The organism is Methanocorpusculum petauri (assembly GCF_026891975.1).
GTDB lineage: Archaea > Halobacteriota > Methanomicrobia > Methanomicrobiales > Methanocorpusculaceae > Methanocorpusculum > Methanocorpusculum petauri.
In genome coordinates this window covers 23,447-40,078 of sequence record NZ_JAPTGB010000006.1, presented here as the reverse complement: position 1 = coordinate 40,078, position 16,632 = coordinate 23,447, and the positions used below count along the sequence as shown (strand labels likewise).

The following is a 16,632-nucleotide window of genomic DNA, read 5'->3' as shown; positions in this document are numbered from 1 at the left end:
CAGAGTATTTGTCCTGAAATTTTTTTAGATATCTCTCAGATGGGCAAACTTTGGTGATATTTCGGCAAGGAACCTCCACTGCCGGTGCATGTGTTCAATGGTATGGGAGAGATTGGTTTCATAACCGGCACGAAGCCGGACGAGGTCGGGATTTTCCGTCGGACCCGCGGCACACCTGAACGCATCAGCAAATGCACTGCCGCTTACCAGAGCACCGGAGATTCCCTCACCCAATGGATTGAGAAGATTTGCCGCATCCCCCGCAAGAAAAATTCTTCCTTCTCCTTTGTCCACCGGGTTTTCCGGTGTTATGTGGGGGAGCAGCCACCGCTCTTCAAACTCAGGTGCGGAGAATCGTGCATGGTGATTTTCCGCAAGGTACGCAAGAAATTTTTTCTGATATCTGTCTGCATCCGAAGCATGATAAACACCGACGCCGGTGATGATGTAATCATCTTTGACTGTACACCATGCATCATAATCGGAAAGTTCAGGCTGAAGAAATGTATGGAAGTACGCGGGATCGAGATCAACTTCCCCTTTGAAATAAATCTGGTAGGTAGTGATGCAGTCCCCTGGTTTCTTCCGGAGTTTCCTCCGGATAGTTCCGGCAGGTCCGTCACATCCGGCAAGAACTCTTGCCGATATTCCGGAAGCTGATTTCCCGCCAAGCCGGACCACAACGTGATCTTTTTTCTCAGTAAATCCTGTGACAGGTGTTTCTTCAAGAAACACCGCACCGGCATCGACCACTTCCATTATCATCCAGTAGTCAAGGAGACTGCGCCAGATACTGAGACAAAGTCCCTCAATCGGGACTTTCATGCCGGTATCGGTGTTGAGGATCATGCCTTTGTTCAGATGCGGTTCGGCATACACGGCATGCGGAATCTTTCCGAAGGTGTGTTCAAGAATACCGACGGATTTTTGGATCAGGATGCCGGAACAGGATTTCGTTCTGGGCATTGCCGTTTTATCTGCGATCAGAACCGAGTATCCTGAATCTGCAAGGAGTTTTGCGGTGATGCAGCCTGCCGGTCCGGCTCCCGAAATGACCACATCATACATTTTACTGTCCTGTCTTTGCGGTAAGACAACTGATTTCAACTGCAATAACAGTTGTCCTGCCTGTGTTGCGGCTGATGTATTCCATCGCCTTGTCGTGGAATGCCGGGGAATATTTTTCCATCAGGGCTTCAAGGGCAGTTTGTTTTTCCTTTTCCTCGTTTACAATCCTGGCAGTTCCAAACAGCACCGCAGAGCGGTATGCCATGTCAAACCGTTCGGGGAGAACTTCAGCCGTTGCGACAACTGAAAAAGATACAAGCGGGTTTTCGCGCAGGTTGTCGATTTTGTGTCCCTCCATTGCGGAGTGAAGATACAGAGTGTTTCCAAGCAGCGCATAGTTCATGGGGACCGAATAGGGCTGTCCGTCGCTGTCTGCCGTTGCAAGCGTTCCCCAGATACCATTTTGCAGAATGTCCCGCGCATCTCCGTCCGAGAGTTGGGACGCTTTCCGCCTCATAGGTCTCATGGGTAAGTGGTAGGATGATGAAGTATTAATAATGGATGAAAGGACCAAAAAATATAGTTGTTTTGGGAAATCTGCCACTACTCTGTGCGACCCCTGCACGGGGGAGTTGAGCACAGCTATAGATGTGCGAGTGCGACCCCTGCACGGGGGAGTTGAGCACAGCTATAGATGTGCGAGTGCCCAGAGATAGATTGAAGCAACACTTCCGTAGGGAGAGTAACGGCGGCGCAGACCCTCGAACTCATCCTTTGAGATCGTCTCCATTCCATACAGCCGCATCATTCCCCGCCGGATACCAAGATCATTCCAGCTGCAGATATCCGGACGCTGCAGGGAATGAAGCATCAGCATCTCGGCAGTCCAGATACCGATCCCCGGAAGCGCAGTAAGTTCCCTGATGATCCGATCCTCCTCCGCATCCCGCAGTTTTTCAGCGTCAATCTGTCCGGAAACAAACGCAAGAGCAATGCCCCGGATATATCCTGCTTTTCTCCGTGACATGCCAAGTGACTGAATCTCCTCTTCGGAAAACCGGACGATCTGCTCAGGGGTTACGCTCCCGCCGCACCGGTCAACCACCCGGCCCTGCACCGTCTCGGCTGCTTTGGTTGAGATCTGCTGGGCGATCACACAGTTGACGAGGGCTGCAAAAAGATCCGGCATCAAAGGCCGGTTGGGATGTCCGAGCCGGTCAATTGCAGCTCCAAGAGTTGGATCTGCTGCTTTCAAAGTCTCGGTTTCAATTGTACCGTAAGGGAAATACTGCATGGCTTGTGTTCTGTCAGATATAGATCGCAGGTGGAATAAGTAGTATTCGGCTCCGGAAAATACTCCCTGCAAAGGCAAAGATTCATGTAACATACCTTACTATGTATCATGTAGAGAGGTTACGACAGGATGGGGTTGAAAAGCTGGGTGGTCCCACAGGATAAATTCTTTTTTGAGCTCTTCGAGGAACAGGCTGAGATCGTCTGTGAAGCAGCGGATTTATTAGTGAATATCTTTGCCGACTATACCAATATTCAGGAAAAATACCGGCAAATGAAGGATCTTGAACACCGCGGCGACGCAATGGCGCACCGGGCCTATGACGAACTGAACCGGACGTTCATCACGCCCATTGAACCCGAAGAGATCTCCCGGCTGGTTACCGCCTTAGACGATGTGATCGACTACATCGACTCGGGCACCAACATGCTCCTTATCTACGAAATCGAAAAACCTGACTCCTTCATGGTTGAATTCGCCTCAGTAATCCGTCAGGCGGCAGAAGAGATCCGTACCGGTGTTGCCGGTCTTCGCACACTGAACGACCCCGAAACGATCAAAGGATGCTGCATTGAGATTAACCGCCTGGAAAATCAGGGAGACGACATCCTTTCGAATGCCCTGCGCAGTCTGTTCAAAACAAAAGACCCTGTCGAGATCATCAAGTTCAAGGATATATACGAGCACTTTGAAATCGCGACCGACAAATGTGAAGATGTGGCCGACGTGTTTGCCGCAATTCTGATCCGCCACACGTGAGTTCAATGGACGCAAACACGATTATTATCATCGCAGGCATTGTGATCGCGCTTGCGTTCAACTTTTCCAACGGAAGAAACGACGCATCCAACACGGTGGCAACCGTCATTGCAACAAGAGCACTTGCCCCCCGTACCGCAATTCTCATCGCATCTGTCTGCTGCCTCGCAGGCCCCTTTGTCTACTCAACCGCAGTCGCAAAAACCATTGGAAAAGGTATCGTTGATCCCGGCATCTTCACGCCGGTACTTCTTTTCATCGGACTAATCGGCGCAGTACTGTGGGTGAACGCCTGTTCGCACTACGGCATTCCGGTATCCTCATCCCACGCACTTGTCGGCGGCCTGATGGGTGCAGGTCTTGCCGCGGGCGGAATCTCTGCCGTGTTCTGGCCGTCACCGGACCTTTTTGGATGGACCATAGCCTACCTTGCCTGTGGTGCAGTCCTTGGTGCAGTTGTCATGACAGTTTTTGCAGTAATTTTCAAGGATTCCCTGAAGTTTTATGCAATCCTCGGAGCAGCAGCAGGGGCGATTATAACGATTCCCCTCCTGATGATTCTGGATCTGTTCGTCATTAATGGGCTGCTTGCCATCGTACTCTTTATCTGCGTCTCGCCGATGCTTGGTCTGATCGTCTCCTACATCTTCACCACCATCCTGACCAAAGTCATGGCAAGCGCCAAACACCCGACGAAAATGAACAAATGGTTCCAGCGTGCACAGATTGTGGGTTCGGGTTTTCAGGCAATGAGTCTCGGCGGAAATGATGCCCAGAACGCAATGGGTATCATCATTGCAATTCTGATAGCCGCGGGATTTGTAACTGCTGATGCAGAGCTTCCAATGTGGGTAATTCTACTATCGGCTCTTGCAATTGCCCTGGGTCTCCTGTCCGGCGGCTGGAAGGTTATCAAAAAGATGGGTTCGGGTATTACCCGTATCCGCCCCTATCAGGGATTTTCCGCGTCAATGTCCGGCGGAATGGTACTCTCATTTATGACCATGTTCGGTGTCCCGGTCTCAACAACCCACGTTGCAACGGGAACCATCATGGGAACCGGTGTGACGCGGGGAACCGGTGCTGTGCGATGGGGCGCAGTCCGTCAGATGGTTACCGCCTGGATCCTGACGATTCCCGCTGCTGCCGCGGTCTCCGGTATCTGCTACCTTGTTGCACGTTTGGTGTTCGGGTTTTAACCCGAATCCTTTTCCTGAGGGAAAAATCCGCTGTGTTTCGTTAAAACATCAGTGATATGCCATAGACGACACAGCCGATGGCAACAATCATCAGCACAATATACATCAGTCCGGGCTTTGGTGTTTCGTCATCCATACTGCTTATCTTTCTCTCATCCAGAGAGTTTATGCGTTGCGCCCCCCAATGAGTACTGCAATGATCAATATTCGTAGAGACGTTTGCGGCTACTGCGGGGCATGTGTGTCCGTCTGCCCGCAGGGTTCGCTTGAGTTAATCGACGCGTATCTTACTGTTGATACAGAGACCTGCAAGGACAAATGTAAAATCTGCTCGATCGTCTGTCCTCTCGGGGCTATTGAATGGGTGGAGAAATGAAGGAGTCTTATGACGTTCTGGTTGTCGGAGGGGGTCCGGGAGGAGCTCTTGCGGCAAAGGCAGCAGCTGAAGCCGGTCTTTCGGTTCTGCTGGTCGAAAAACGGCCTGCAATCGGTGCCCCGGTCCGCTGTGCGGAAGGCATTGGAAAAGGTGCGCTTGCCGAGTTTATCGAAGCAGATCCAAAATGGATCTCAACCGACATTGAACGTGCAGTGCTTGTCGGCCCGGACGGTACCCGGTTCACCATTGACGGTGAGGCCGCCGGAGGAAAAGTGGGATACGTTCTGGACCGCAAGATGTTTGATCGTGAACTTGTCTGGCGTGCCGCAGAAGCAGGTGCGGAGATTCAGGTGCATGCACGTGCATCCGCACCAATCATGATCGACGGCAAACTCCAGGGTGCCGTCATTCACCAGCATGGAAAAACCTACGAAGTCCGTGCAAAAGTCGTAATCGCAGCTGACGGTGTGGAATCGAAGTTTGCAAAGTGGGCCGGAATTGATACAACCGTTCCGCTCTGGGAGCTTGAAACCTGTGCCCAGTATCTTGTCAACGACATCGATATTGACCCGAAAGCAAACGTGTTTTATGTTTCCAACGAGGCATGTCCGTGGGGATACATCTGGATCTTCCCGAAAGGTCCGCGCTGCGCAAACATCGGTATCGGTATTGCCGGAACAAAGTCCGGTGAAGGTCACCGTGCAAAGGATTACCTTGACCGGTTTATGGCAAAAGAATTCCCCAACGCAAAGATCACCGAGATTATGGTGGGCGGGGTTTCCGTCTGCAAACCGCTTGAATGTACCATTGCAGACAACCTGCTGATTGTGGGGGATGCCGCACGGATTTCCGACCCGATCACCGGCGGCGGCATCTACAATGCGATGTACACCGGCGATCTCGCCGGTAAAACTGCGGCAACCGCGATTAAGAGCGGTGACACGTCAAAGAAAGCCCTGATGGTCTATGACAAGACCTGGCGCAACGGCCCGGTCGGCACGACGCTTTCCCGCAACTATGCGGTAAAAGAGTCGTTCATCAAGATGGATGACAAGAAGCTAAATTCAATTGTTCACTCCATGTCAGACCTCAAGATTGATGATCTGAGTGTGAGGAAACTGGTGCTTGCAATCTTCAAGGCAAATCCCTGGCTGGCTCTTGAACTACCGCATCTCCTCAAAGCACTCTAATTTCTTTTTTTCGGGTACGATGAAAGAAGCGTATGATGTTATTGTAGTGGGCGCCGGACCCGCAGGTTCCATGGCAGCACATGCCGCCGCCGCTCGCGGTGCTTCGGTTCTGCTGGTTGAAAAGCGGCCTGCGATCGGTGCTCCGGTACGGTGTGCCGAGGGCATTGTAACCGCAGACCTTGCCGAGTTCATGGATCCGGATCCGAAATGGGTTTCTACCGTTATCAAAAAAGCCCGGTTCATTGCACCGGACAAAAGTACTTTTACAATTTCCGGAAAGACCGGTGATGAGGTGCTCGGCTACACGCTGGATCGGAAAATCTTTGATCGCGATCTGGCAATGAAAGCAGCCGCATCAGGGGCGGATATTCTGGTCCATGCAAGGGCTGTTCCTTTCCAGGAAGAGGGTCGGCTTGCGGGAGTGATAATCCATCAGCACGGGGTTTCCCGTACAATTCGTGGAAACGTGATGATTGCAGCCGACGGTGTGGAGTCGAAGTTTGCAAAGCTTGCCGGGATCAATACAACCGTCCCGCTCGCCGATCTTGACTCCTGTGTGCAGTATCTGGTTACCGACATTGATATTGAACCTGAGACGAATGTCTTTTACTGGAGCAATGAAGACTGCCCGCACGGATACATCTGGATATTTGCCAAAGGCCCGCGCTGTGCAAACATCGGTATCGGCATCCCGGGAACGAAGTCCGGTGATGGTCACCGGGCGAAGGATTATCTGGATCGGTTTATGGAAAAGAACTTTCCGGACGGAAAAATCACGGAACTGATTGCAGGAGGTGTTTCCACCTGTAAACCGCTTGAATCCACTATTGCAGACAATCTGATCATCTGCGGAGATGCCGCCCGGCTCTCTGATCCTTTTACGGGAGGAGGAATCTATCAGGCACTGTATTCAGGGCGTCTTGCCGGTGAAACAGCAGCGAATGCAGTTGCTTCGGGAGACTGTTCCAGACAGGCACTGACGGTCTATGAACGAACCTGGCGCCAGAGCCGTATGGGGAAGTTCCTGTCCCGCTCGTATCTGATCAAAGATGTGTTCTTCCGGATGGATGATTGTCTGCTGAACGCCGTAATTGCGACTGTTCCGGATCTGCATCTGGACGAGGTGACGATTCCGTCCGTCCTCACGGCGATGATGAAGAGTAATCCGTGGCTTGTAGTCAAATTCCCGATGCTCTTCCTGCATCGGGGATGAGCTTTTCAGAACTATTTTTCAAACTCTTTTTTTCCATATTTTCCAGAGCGAACACAACTGTAATACTGCGAATGGATCAGACACTCCAGATAAGCACAGTATCAATGCAGCCATCACAGAAATCAGAAAAGAAGTGCATCGACCGGGACTCGAACCCGAGTTTAGGCGTTGGCAACGCCTAGTGATAACCACTACACTATCGATGCGTGTGTGCCTTACAACATTGGCAGAATTCGCATATATACATTACGATTCCAATTTGCCCTGTCAGAATCCGACCCAGGTCCAGGAACCGGTCACTGCACAGCAGATCAGAAATCCGATGATGGCCCCTGCATTAATATACGGGAGGCCCGGCTGCGGTTTTCCGGAATTTAAGGGAATCATCAGCGAACACAAACCAATAATCCCGCCGATCATAGCACCAAGCGCGGGAAGTGCAACACCTGCCACCGAGAAGATACCCTCGCCTCCTGCATACACCTGGGCGGAAACCACAAGAATTGCGGGCATGATCATATCTCCCATTCCAATCATGTAGGCACCGCGTTCCTCTTTTTTGTCCTGCAGGGAAAACCCGGAGTTCCGGTAGGAGTAATTGAGGGTTTTGGGAACAATCAGCATAATCGGCATTTTCTGGCGGAGAACACCATCTGCAAGCGTCAGCATATGCTTTGTCCGGTGCACCGAAACTGCATCATACACAATCAGCAGAATTAAAAGAATCAACACCGGAACAATCGAAAGTGAAATACCGAAGATTGTCGCACAACCTGCAGAGATAAGAATCCCTGAAACATTGATAACATACCATTCCGGCCGGTACCAGAGCAGCAGAATCACAATCACCGCCGCAGCAATCCCGATAACTGAGGCCGGAAGTATCGGGACATAGGAAAATATCAGCGAAGAGATGACATAGTAGATCACCAGTGCCAGACAGATACCGATAATTACACTGATAACCGTTTGCGCTTTCCACTTAATCAAAAGTAAAAGAAGCGCAGTAAACACGAGCATAATAAACAGGAACACAAACGGATTTGCGATCGAATCCGGATCCTCAAATGCACCGAGTCCTGCCTGCGTAACCGGGTAGATCAGCAGAAGCGACAATATTCCTGTCGCCAGCATCAGGAGGAGCATGCCGGAGTACGGCACAAGAGAACGGATAGAAAATTCACTCATGTATAGGTAACTTAATATTTTAGCGGTCTCCTTAGTTAAAATATGAATGTTCGTCGTGAAAGCCTTCCGGGAATCATGCTGGAAGTTCTGCTGGTAATTGTCATGGCAGTATCCGGTCTTGCTATCATTATCCGGCTCTGGCAGGACGCTATTGTCGCAATTGGGGTTGAACTGCTGATTATTTCCGTGGGCCTGCTGCTGCTCTCGATTCTTTTCCGTCTCCGCCGTCTTGAAGAGCAGAGCGCGGCACGTGAGCGGGTCATGCGCAGCAATCTCGAAGACCTCGGTCGTCAGATGATTCAGAGGCAGGATGCAACCTCACAGAAGGTTGTTGAGGCAGTTGAGAGCATCAAAAGCAGAATGTACCGGTAGGTAACCACATGGGTGTTGCACTGCGGCCGCTCATTGCGGATTATAAGGAGTCCCTTGCGTGGGATCAACTCGGCGGCACTGCGGCAATCGATGCATACAATGCCCTGTACCAGTTTTTAAGCGGGATCCGTCAGCCGGACGGAACCCCGTTGATGGATGATGAAGGCCGCATTACGTCCCACCTGAGTGGTCTTCTGTTCCGCACCGCAAATCTTGTGGAAAAAAACATCACGCCCGTGTACGTGTTTGACGGGAAACCCCCTGCATTTAAGGAAGCAACCCTTGCCGAGCGGCGCATCATTCGCGCGAACGCAAAAGATTCCTGGGAACGTGCCGTAAAAGAAGGGGACGAGGAAACTGCACGCAAGTATGCAATGGCTTCCTCAAAGGTTGATGCTTTTATCACGGACTCCTCCAAAGAACTTCTGACTGCTCTGGGCATTCCCTGGATTCAGGCTCCCGAAGAAGGAGAAGCCCAATCCGCATATATGGCAGCTGCAGGGGACGTCGCCTATGCGGTGTCGCAGGATTATGACTCTCTTCTGTTTGGAACACCGAAGCTTCTCCGCAATCTCACCGTATCCGGTAAACGCCGTCTGCATGGGAAATATGTGCCGGTTTATCCCGAACGGCTGATTCTTGAGGAAGTTCTGAACGGTCTGGGAATGACGCAGGTTGAACTGATCGCGGCCGCCCTTCTCATTGGTACTGATTATAACAGCGGCGTAAAGGGTGTCGGCCCGAAAACCGCAGTAAAGATCGTCCGTGACGGAAAATTTTCCGAACGTATCACCGAATCCGAAAACGCCGCAGATCCGGAGGAACTTATCCGCTACTTCCTTGATCCTCCGGTGGAAAAAAACTACACCATTGCAAAAAAAGCACCGGTGCAGGAGAAAGTTTTTGAAATTCTCTGCGAACAGCACGGCTTCTCGGAGGAGCGGGTGTCCGCGGGACTTGAACGTCTCGGCGCAAAAAAGGGCCAGGCGACCCTCGACTCCTGGTTCTAACGCCTGATCCTGTTTGTATAATCCTGTTTTGCCGCAATTACCGCACGAATTCCGCCATGGGGATTTGACACATCCCCGGAATAGCGCGGAATTACATGCAGATGAACATGCATCACTGTCTGGCCTGCGGCCTCCCCGCAGTTCACACCGAGATTGTAGCCGTCGGGTGCATATGTTTCATCCAGCAGATCTTTTGCCTGGGCAACAAGCGCGAGAACCGCGGTCTGCTCGGCAGGTGTGAGATCAAACCAGGATGCCGCATGCCTCTTGGGAATTATCAGCAGATGGCCGGGTGAGACTGGATAGAGATCATATTTGGCGAACGCCAGATCATTTTCCAGAAGAATCTCATCCGGATTGCAGAATGGACAGTTTATCATAAAAAAATTATTCTGTCAGTTTCCTGCCGAAGATCCGGTCGCGCATTGCCATCAGCTCATCATAATATACAACCCCGATGTCGCGCAGCGTCGTAACCATCGTCGGATTAAGTTTGAAGAGCAGGTAAGCAATACCAATCAGCACGGCAACTGCAAGCAGTTCACAGAATACATTGTGCGCCCAGAAGAAACTTGCATAACCGTACATCTCCGGTTCCGGGAACCATTCCTGGAACCAGGGATACCACTGCTGCGTGTATGCGGTTACCACATACGCGTTGCGGAAAATGTTCACCGCAAAGATCGGTATCGTTACTAAAAAGAACAGGCCGAGTTTTCTCTTCCAGCTTGACGGAATGATCGCTACCACACCGAGGAGAATGGCAATCGCCTGAATACCGGTACATCCGAGAATTACTTCAACCTGAAATCCGAAGGTGTTGCCCGGCAGTACCTCCCCCATGAAGATGTTCCAGGCTGACATGGTGTACGGTGTCCCGATTGCAGTAAGAACAATTGCCACCAGATCCACGACCACACTGATCAGCCAGTTCCCGAGAGCCGGTATGAACGCGAACGGTGCATAGATCAGATACGCAATAGATGCAGCATACGTCAGGCGGCGGACATAGTAATCATCCATAAACAGCCGTTTGACGGTGATGTATATACAGGGCAATGCGACAATGGCAATTATCGGATAAACAAAGTTTCCCTCCTCAAAGAAGTAAGGGAACATCAGCAGGAGCACTGCCTCCATTGCAACCCATCCGATACTTGCCACATATTTCTGGTGCTTTCCCGGAATCAGAAACAACAGGAACGCAATACAGGAAAGGATGACAATGGTTTCAATTAACTGCTCCAGCATACGAACTGCTTACACTGTTTGCCGTGATCAATAAAGAGGGTTTTGTTGGGGAATTCGGTCGTCCGGTATGATCAGAGTATATAAGGTTTCAAAACAAATATTTAACTCTATGATGTTCTGTCCGAAATGCGGGAAATTGATGAAGTCCAAAGACGGCAAACTGACCTGTGCAAAATGCGGGTATGCAGAGGAGATCAGCTCGGCAGAGAAGGAACAGATGAAAAAAGTCGCCTACATGCAGGAAAATGACATCCTCATCGTTGATGATGATATGGATATTGAAACAAAACCTACCTGTGCCGTCAAATGCCCGAACTGCGGACATGGAATTGCTGAGTGGTGGCTTCGCCAGCTTCGCAGTGCTGATGAATCCGAAGTCAGATTCTTCCGCTGTACCAAGTGCAAGCACACCTGGCGTGAATACGATTAATAGGAATGCAGCAGGAGAGAGGGGGCTCTCCCATCTGATTTCTTTTCTGCGATCCCAACCGAGTTTTTATATAGTTACCTGTTTTAGATATAAATATGTCAGGCCTGCCCGATGAATCATTGAAGATCGAAAATGTGGTTGCATCCACAAAGGTAAATGATAAACTGGATCTCCTCGTTCTCGCAGCGCAGATACCGGGAGCTGAATACAATAAACAGCGGTTTCCGGGTGTTGTTCTGCGGATGCAGAACCCGAAAATTGCTGCACTGGTGTTCGGATCGGGCAAGGTTGTGCTTACCGGCGCAAAAAGCATTGACAGCCTTAACAAAGGTCTTGAGTATCTGGTTGGTCTCCTTCGCGATCTCAATATCGAAATTGTGGATAATCCGACCTACAGTATCCAGAACATTGTGACCTCCGCAGATCTCGGATCGCGCATCAATCTCAACAAGATCGCAATGAGTTTCAACCTCGACAAGATCGAGTATGAACCAGAGCAGTTCCCCGGTCTTGTCTATCGGCTGGATGATCCGAAGGTCGTTGTTCTGCTGTTTGGTTCGGGAAAACTGATCATCACCGGCGGTAAAGTTCCTGAGGATGCAAAACGGGCGGTTCAGAAGATTTACAAAGATCTCTCCGATCTGAAAATGCTCTGATCTCTTTGGATCATCGGTATCCGCCCGAATTTTTTTTGGTTCATCGACAGATCCTCCGAAAAACAGCGGGGCTGAAACCCTCGTGGACTTTTTTTCTTGGAGTAATTCATGTCGGAAATTTTTGAAAACAGAACTCAGGTATTTGTTCGAGAAATAATTCCTGTTTCGAAGGCCAAAGTCTATCCGGACTTTTGGAGCAACACCGAAAACAGCGGCAATGATATAAATTTATAAAGTGTATTAGTATAGTATTATTAACGACCGTCACACTGGCATGTTCGGGTGTGTCAAGGGGTATTACAGATGTTAAAAGCAACAATAGATGCAGATATTTTCCGGGAGACGATCGATGCTGTCTCTGCACTGGTAAACGAATGCCGACTTCATGTCGATGAGCGCGGCATCCACACAATCACGGTTGATACCTCCAACGTTGCCATGGTATCCCTGGAACTTGAAGCGGGTGCATTTTCCACCTATGCCGCAGAACCTGCAGAACTTGGTCTTGACATCGAAAAGATCCGGGCAATGATGGGCATGATCGGCAAGACAGACTCCGTTGCTCTCGAACTTGATGACACCGGAAAGAAGCTGAAAATCAGCTTCGGCGGATATGAATATTCCATAACCCTGCTTGACACAAAGACCATCAGAAAGGATCCGAACGCGCCGAACCTTGATCTTCCTGCAACGTTTGAAATTGCAGGTTCTATGTTCTACGACGCAATCAAGGCTGCTGCGATGGTCTCTGACAAGATCTCCTTATCCGTAAACCCGGATACCCAGGTCTTCACCCTGAATGCTGAAGGTGACAGCGACAGAATCAAACGTGAACTTGCAGGTGACGATGTCCATTATATTTCCTGTGCCGCGGCACGCTCCCTATTCTCCCTTGATTACCTGAAGGATATGGGCAAATCCATCAGCAGAGCGGACAAGGTGCAGATCCGGCTTGGCAATGATCACCCGGTACAGTTCTCCTTTGTCTATGCAGATGGCAAAGGTAAGATCGGTTATCTGCTCGCCCCGAGAATAGAGGCAGACTAACCATGCGTCTCGCCGTTGAGCCGCGCGATCTAACCCACTATCCTTTTTTGAAAGAGTCTCAGGAGTTTCTTGCCGCACGCGGCATCAAGATGCACGACTTCACTGCATCTGCTCTCGGACGGAAGTATCTCGACGCAGCAGTTGAGCGGGTAGCTTGTGCTATTGATGGTAAAGAGATGTATCCTGAGTCGCAGGATGTTGTTGCCGACATTGCGACCTATGTGCTGGCACGTGTTCTTGTTTCCTGTATCAAAGACCGAAATCTCATCGAGAGGCTTGCACGCATGGAGGCAAAACGGGTGTACTTCTACATCCATGACGAGGAGAACGAAAAACTCAAGAACCATGTCTGTGAGACACTCGGCATCACTCTGGGCCTCGGGAAAATGCCGGTGATCAAATATGTGGAGCTTGCTTCAACCGTCCGCGAGCCGAAGTGGCGGCTCATTAACCGTGACGTAGACGGCGGGCAGGTTGCAATCTCTGACGATGAACAGGACATACTGCTGCGGGAACGCATCAGAAAAATTCTTGCATCCCAGCTGCCGCTGACCATCCCGCCGTCGATGGAGCATGAGTTTGCGCCATGGTGTGAAAAGCTCACAGCGGCCCTGCAGGAGAGGACACTTGCGGAATTCGGGGCGATTGATGAATCGGCATACCCTCCGTGCATTCAGGCACTGATTGCAGGAGCTGCGGCAGGTGTCAACCTTTCGCACTCGGGCAGGTTTGCGATGACCGCGTTTCTGAACAACATCGGCATGACACCTGCACAGGTTGCAGGTATCTTTGCCCGCAGTCCTGACTTTAATCCTGACATGACCATGTATCAGGTGGACCATATCACCACGCACGAGTACACGACGCCCGCCTGTCAGACCATGCTGACGCACGGCATCTGCGTTAACCGTGACTCGCTGTGCGACAAAATCGCTCATCCCCTGAACTATTATCGTTCAAAGAAAAAACTGCTGGAAAGAAAACGTCTCCGGGAGGAAGCGCAGGCATTGGCTGCTGCGGAAAAAACTGTTCCGGAAAAACCGGGAGAATAACGATAATCCCGTAAATATTTATAGCCGCCGTCAATACATCATATGAGTGAACTGTGTGGTGTATGGATGAGCAATTTGCCAGTAATAACCTATCCTGAATCAGCGAAACAAACCCTGTATTCTATGCTCAGATACGGAGCAGAGCGGGCCGGAAACGTGCGTCCTGCTCTTGCCTATTATGGGAATCATATCAGCTACGGGGAACTTCTTGAAGAGGTCCATGCATGCGCTGCCGGTCTTCTCGCTCATGGGGTCAGACGCGGGGATTTTGTTACCATTTTCCTTCCCAATATCCCGCAGTGTGTTGTTGCAGTTTATGCAGTCAATCTGATCGGTGCGGTCTGCAACATGGTGCACCCGTTGTCAACCACCGGTGAGACCGGATACGCGGTGGATCTGACCGAAAGCAAATACGTACTGACCTGCGAGATCAATGAAGCAGTCTGTTCGGGAATGGATGTGGAGATTATTCGGTGCAAAACTCCCGCTTACTTCCCGAAAACACCGAAAGGCTATCTCATGGGATGGGTGTACCGCCGTGCTGTCAGAAAATGCCTCAACGGCGAAAATGTCCGAAAGATCACCGAGTGGGACGATCTCATAAAGGAGGGACGTGCCGCAGTTGCCGTGTCCGGCGTTCCGGAAATGGCGGGCGTTCCAAAAGATACCGCAGTTATTATGTACACCGGCGGCACGACCGGGACTGCCAAGGGAGTGATGCTCTCAAACTTCGCGATAAACGCGGTTGCAATCCAGCTTGTTGTCGGGATCGGCGGTGAGGATATTCATGTGGGTGACGGATTTCTGGCAATTCTCCCGATGTTTCATGCATTTGGTCTTGCCGTCACTGTCCACACACCTCTTTCCGCAGGTCTGAAGGTTGCCCTTCTGCCGAGATTTGACGCAAAAGAGTGTGCCCACACGATTCTCTCGGAAAAAACCGCATATATTGCCGGCGTCCCTGCAATGTATGAACGGATGTACAGCGAATTCGAAGGAAAGGATCTTTCGTTCATCAAACTGATCGTTGCGGGCGGTGACAGTGTCAGCGGCAGTCTGATCAACCGGTACAACCAGCTCCTCCGGCAGGGCAACTGTATGGTAAAGTTCAGGCCCGGCTACGGGCTGACCGAGGCATGCAGTGTCTGTGCGTTAACGGAAGACGGCTACCGCACGGTTCCCACAGGCTGTGTAGGTATTCCGCTGATGGGAAACAAGGTCTGTACGGTTGAACCGGGAACTACCACTGTTCTGCCGGACGGCATGGAAGGAGAACTGTGTCTCTTAAGCGACGCGGTGATGACCGGGTACTACCGCAATCAGGAGGCAACTGATGCGGTCCTCAAGCGGCACGAGGACGGCGGACTGTGGCTGCACACCGGGGACATTGTAAAGATAACACCGACCGGTGACATCTGTTTCCGTTCACGGTACAAACGCATGGTGAAAGTGAACGGCTACAATGTGTATCCGATGATGATCGAAGAGGTCATGCAGACGCATCCTGATGTGCAGGAGGCCTGTGCGATTGGCATTTCCTGGAAACATGATACCAGAATCAAACTGTATGTCACACTGAAGCGGAAGATGGACCCGGCAGAGGCGGAACGCAAGCTCATTGAGTATGCGGTGGGGAGACTGAACAGGTGGAGTATTCCTGCGGCAGTTGAGATCGTTGCGGCCCTTCCACATACCAAGATGGAAAAAACCGATTACCGGGCGCTGGAGGAACTGGAATTCCGGAAGAACGCGTCCCGCTGAATCAGAACAACATAAAAAAATATTTTTTCCTGAATTTTCAGGCGATTGTTTTCTTAATGACGGTCAAACCAGCGACGGTCAGGTACGCGATAAACAGTATTAATGCACCGATGTATCCGTATGCTGCAGGCATGATCATCGGCAGAGCGAACAACAGAATGCCGAACACTATCAGGGCAGAGACCCCGACAATGATATCCAAAACCCATCCTTTCATGGTTATATGAATTGGCGTGTGTGCTTTTATGAGTTTTGATAGCACAAGTATAGGTATGGAGAAAGATGAGGCGCTTGCCCTTCTGCATGTACATGTGAAGGCGGATTCGCTTCGCGGACACTGTGTCGCGACCGCTGCTGTCATGAAGGGGCTTGCCGAGGAGCTTTCAGAGGATTCCCGTCTCTGGGAGATAATTGGTATTTTGCATGATATTGATTTCGAAGAGGTCGGTGAGGATATGACCCGGCACGGACCTGCGGGGTATGCTATTCTGAAGGCCGCAGGGGTGGCCGATGAGATTGCAGGGCCGATCAAACGCCACAATCATCTGCTATTTTCGGGAGAGTATACAACTCCGGTTGAGATCTGTCTGCAGGTTGCCGACAGTATATCGGGTCTGGTGATTGCGTGTGCGTATGTGAAGGGTGGAAAGATTACGGAGGTCACACCAAAAACGGTGACAAAGAAGTACAAGACCGCATCCTTTGCCGCGGGCTGCGACCGCAGCCGGATTGCGCTGGGTGATGGACTGGTGCCGCGTGAACGGATGTATGAAGTTGCGATTCGCGAGATTTCGGCGGTACGGGATCAACTCGGACTTACGTGATC

20 protein-coding genes and 1 tRNA gene are annotated in these 16,632 nt (G+C 50.9%); 13 read left to right on the top strand and 8 right to left on the bottom strand.

Going from position 1 to position 16,632, the window contains the following annotated elements; all coding sequences use genetic code 11:
* Positions 1-24: 24 nt before the first annotated feature.
* The 3 genes from O0S10_RS03755 to O0S10_RS03745 all read right to left on the bottom strand — a co-directional run bounded on the left by O0S10_RS03755 (position 25) and on the right by O0S10_RS03745 (position 2,263).
* Entirely contained in the window at positions 25-1,068 is a 1,044-nt protein-coding gene (locus O0S10_RS03755; RefSeq protein WP_268924562.1) for an FAD-dependent monooxygenase, read from the bottom strand.
* Between the two features lies 1 nt (position 1,069).
* Positions 1,070-1,525, bottom strand: coding sequence for a pyridoxamine 5'-phosphate oxidase family protein (locus tag O0S10_RS03750; protein WP_268924561.1), 456 nt, complete (start codon positions 1,523-1,525; stop codon positions 1,070-1,072).
* 171 nt (positions 1,526-1,696) lie between these two features.
* Positions 1,697-2,263: a DNA-3-methyladenine glycosylase family protein gene (locus O0S10_RS03745; protein WP_268924560.1), complete on the bottom strand. Its 567-nt coding sequence runs from the start codon at positions 2,261-2,263 to the stop codon at positions 1,697-1,699.
* 168 nt (positions 2,264-2,431) lie between these two features.
* On the opposite strand from O0S10_RS03745, the gene O0S10_RS03740 reads away from it, so the two are divergent.
* From O0S10_RS03740 to O0S10_RS03720, 5 genes are all read left to right on the top strand, one after another.
* Entirely contained in the window at positions 2,432-3,061 is a 630-nt protein-coding gene (locus O0S10_RS03740) for a DUF47 domain-containing protein (RefSeq protein ID WP_268924559.1), read from the top strand.
* Between the two features lie 5 nt (positions 3,062-3,066).
* The gene (locus O0S10_RS03735) at positions 3,067-4,260 is read left to right on the top strand and encodes an inorganic phosphate transporter (protein WP_268924558.1); all 1,194 of its coding nucleotides are present in this window, start codon (positions 3,067-3,069) and stop codon (positions 4,258-4,260) included.
* A gap of 196 nt (positions 4,261-4,456) precedes the next feature.
* Complete coding sequence (locus O0S10_RS03730; RefSeq protein ID WP_268924557.1) at positions 4,457-4,636, top strand: 4Fe-4S binding protein; 180 nt, start codon at positions 4,457-4,459, stop codon at positions 4,634-4,636.
* The gene (locus O0S10_RS03725) at positions 4,633-5,826 is read left to right on the top strand and encodes an NAD(P)/FAD-dependent oxidoreductase (RefSeq protein WP_268924555.1); all 1,194 of its coding nucleotides are present in this window, start codon (positions 4,633-4,635) and stop codon (positions 5,824-5,826) included. The genes O0S10_RS03730 and O0S10_RS03725 overlap by 4 nt, the downstream gene beginning before the upstream one ends.
* 19 nt (positions 5,827-5,845) lie before the next feature.
* The gene (locus O0S10_RS03720) at positions 5,846-7,039 is read left to right on the top strand and encodes an NAD(P)/FAD-dependent oxidoreductase (RefSeq protein ID WP_268924554.1); all 1,194 of its coding nucleotides are present in this window, start codon (positions 5,846-5,848) and stop codon (positions 7,037-7,039) included.
* Between the two features lie 134 nt (positions 7,040-7,173).
* Here the strand turns inward: O0S10_RS03720 and O0S10_RS03715 are convergent.
* Positions 7,174-7,245: transfer RNA gene (locus O0S10_RS03715), tRNA-Gly, on the bottom strand.
* A gap of 61 nt (positions 7,246-7,306) precedes the next feature.
* Positions 7,307-8,227 carry a presenilin family intramembrane aspartyl protease PSH gene (locus O0S10_RS03710; RefSeq protein ID WP_268924553.1) on the bottom strand — a complete coding sequence of 307 codons (921 nt, stop codon included), beginning with the start codon at positions 8,225-8,227 and terminating at the stop codon, positions 7,307-7,309.
* Between the two features lie 42 nt (positions 8,228-8,269).
* Between O0S10_RS03710 and O0S10_RS03705 the strand changes: the two genes are divergently transcribed.
* Together O0S10_RS03705 and fen are read left to right on the top strand one after the other, a co-directional pair.
* Positions 8,270-8,599 (top strand): hypothetical protein, encoded by a 330-nt coding sequence (locus O0S10_RS03705; protein WP_268924552.1) that lies wholly within the window; start codon positions 8,270-8,272, stop codon positions 8,597-8,599.
* An 8-nt stretch (positions 8,600-8,607) separates the two neighbouring features.
* Positions 8,608-9,609: a flap endonuclease-1 gene (gene fen, locus O0S10_RS03700; protein ID WP_268924551.1), complete on the top strand. Its 1,002-nt coding sequence runs from the start codon at positions 8,608-8,610 to the stop codon at positions 9,607-9,609.
* Here the strand turns inward: fen and O0S10_RS03695 are convergent.
* Positions 9,606-9,989, bottom strand: coding sequence for an HIT family protein (locus O0S10_RS03695; RefSeq protein WP_277612738.1), 384 nt, complete (start codon positions 9,987-9,989; stop codon positions 9,606-9,608). The two genes, fen and O0S10_RS03695, sit on opposite strands and share 4 nt — an antisense overlap.
* Positions 9,990-9,996: 7 nt before the next feature.
* A complete protein-coding gene (gene artA, locus O0S10_RS03690) occupies positions 9,997-10,860 on the bottom strand; it encodes an archaeosortase A (RefSeq protein WP_268924550.1) in 864 nt (287 codons plus the stop codon).
* Between the two features lie 109 nt (positions 10,861-10,969).
* Here artA and O0S10_RS03685 point away from each other — a divergent pair, with 109 nt between their 5' ends.
* From O0S10_RS03685 to O0S10_RS03665, 5 genes are all read left to right on the top strand, one after another.
* Positions 10,970-11,290: a transcription factor S gene (locus tag O0S10_RS03685; protein WP_268924549.1), complete on the top strand. Its 321-nt coding sequence runs from the start codon at positions 10,970-10,972 to the stop codon at positions 11,288-11,290.
* A gap of 95 nt (positions 11,291-11,385) precedes the next feature.
* Positions 11,386-11,946, top strand: coding sequence for a TATA-box-binding protein (locus O0S10_RS03680; RefSeq protein ID WP_268923073.1), 561 nt, complete (start codon positions 11,386-11,388; stop codon positions 11,944-11,946).
* A gap of 303 nt (positions 11,947-12,249) precedes the next feature.
* Positions 12,250-12,993, top strand: coding sequence for a DNA polymerase sliding clamp (locus O0S10_RS03675; RefSeq protein WP_268924548.1), 744 nt, complete (start codon positions 12,250-12,252; stop codon positions 12,991-12,993).
* A gap of 2 nt (positions 12,994-12,995) precedes the next feature.
* Positions 12,996-14,045 carry a DNA primase large subunit PriL gene (locus O0S10_RS03670; protein WP_268924547.1) on the top strand — a complete coding sequence of 350 codons (1,050 nt, stop codon included), beginning with the start codon at positions 12,996-12,998 and terminating at the stop codon, positions 14,043-14,045.
* Between the two features lie 123 nt (positions 14,046-14,168).
* Entirely contained in the window at positions 14,169-15,806 is a 1,638-nt protein-coding gene (locus O0S10_RS03665) for a class I adenylate-forming enzyme family protein (protein ID WP_268924546.1), read from the top strand.
* Between the two features lie 37 nt (positions 15,807-15,843).
* Here O0S10_RS03665 and O0S10_RS03660 read toward each other — a convergent pair whose 3' ends face one another.
* Positions 15,844-16,023, bottom strand: a complete 180-nt coding sequence (locus tag O0S10_RS03660) for a hypothetical protein (RefSeq protein ID WP_268924545.1) — start codon at positions 16,021-16,023, stop codon at positions 15,844-15,846.
* Between the two features lie 55 nt (positions 16,024-16,078).
* Between O0S10_RS03660 and O0S10_RS03655 the strand changes: the two genes are divergently transcribed.
* Entirely contained in the window at positions 16,079-16,630 is a 552-nt protein-coding gene (locus tag O0S10_RS03655) for an HD domain-containing protein (RefSeq protein WP_268924544.1), read from the top strand.
* Positions 16,631-16,632 lie beyond the last annotated feature (2 nt).

Coding starts and splice junctions, on each gene's coding strand:
- O0S10_RS03755 (WP_268924562.1), bottom strand. CDS start 1,068: ATGTATGATGTGGTCATTTCGGGAGCCGGACCGGCAGGCTGCATCACC.
- O0S10_RS03750 (WP_268924561.1), bottom strand. CDS start 1,525: ATGAGGCGGAAAGCGTCCCAACTCTCGGACGGAGATGCGCGGGACATT.
- O0S10_RS03740 (WP_268924559.1), top strand. CDS start 2,432: ATGGGGTTGAAAAGCTGGGTGGTCCCACAGGATAAATTCTTTTTTGAG.
- O0S10_RS03735 (WP_268924558.1), top strand. CDS start 3,067: ATGGACGCAAACACGATTATTATCATCGCAGGCATTGTGATCGCGCTT.
- O0S10_RS03730 (WP_268924557.1), top strand. CDS start 4,457: ATGATCAATATTCGTAGAGACGTTTGCGGCTACTGCGGGGCATGTGTG.
- O0S10_RS03725 (WP_268924555.1), top strand. CDS start 4,633: ATGAAGGAGTCTTATGACGTTCTGGTTGTCGGAGGGGGTCCGGGAGGA.
- O0S10_RS03720 (WP_268924554.1), top strand. CDS start 5,846: ATGAAAGAAGCGTATGATGTTATTGTAGTGGGCGCCGGACCCGCAGGT.
- O0S10_RS03710 (WP_268924553.1), bottom strand. CDS start 8,227: ATGAGTGAATTTTCTATCCGTTCTCTTGTGCCGTACTCCGGCATGCTC.
- O0S10_RS03705 (WP_268924552.1), top strand. CDS start 8,270: ATGAATGTTCGTCGTGAAAGCCTTCCGGGAATCATGCTGGAAGTTCTG.
- fen (WP_268924551.1), top strand. CDS start 8,608: ATGGGTGTTGCACTGCGGCCGCTCATTGCGGATTATAAGGAGTCCCTT.
- O0S10_RS03695 (WP_277612738.1), bottom strand. CDS start 9,989: ATGATAAACTGTCCATTCTGCAATCCGGATGAGATTCTTCTGGAAAAT.
- artA (WP_268924550.1), bottom strand. CDS start 10,860: ATGCTGGAGCAGTTAATTGAAACCATTGTCATCCTTTCCTGTATTGCG.
- O0S10_RS03685 (WP_268924549.1), top strand. CDS start 10,970: ATGATGTTCTGTCCGAAATGCGGGAAATTGATGAAGTCCAAAGACGGC.
- O0S10_RS03680 (WP_268923073.1), top strand. CDS start 11,386: ATGTCAGGCCTGCCCGATGAATCATTGAAGATCGAAAATGTGGTTGCA.
- O0S10_RS03675 (WP_268924548.1), top strand. CDS start 12,250: ATGTTAAAAGCAACAATAGATGCAGATATTTTCCGGGAGACGATCGAT.
- O0S10_RS03670 (WP_268924547.1), top strand. CDS start 12,996: ATGCGTCTCGCCGTTGAGCCGCGCGATCTAACCCACTATCCTTTTTTG.
- O0S10_RS03665 (WP_268924546.1), top strand. CDS start 14,169: ATGCTCAGATACGGAGCAGAGCGGGCCGGAAACGTGCGTCCTGCTCTT.
- O0S10_RS03660 (WP_268924545.1), bottom strand. CDS start 16,023: ATGAAAGGATGGGTTTTGGATATCATTGTCGGGGTCTCTGCCCTGATA.
- O0S10_RS03655 (WP_268924544.1), top strand. CDS start 16,079: ATGGAGAAAGATGAGGCGCTTGCCCTTCTGCATGTACATGTGAAGGCG.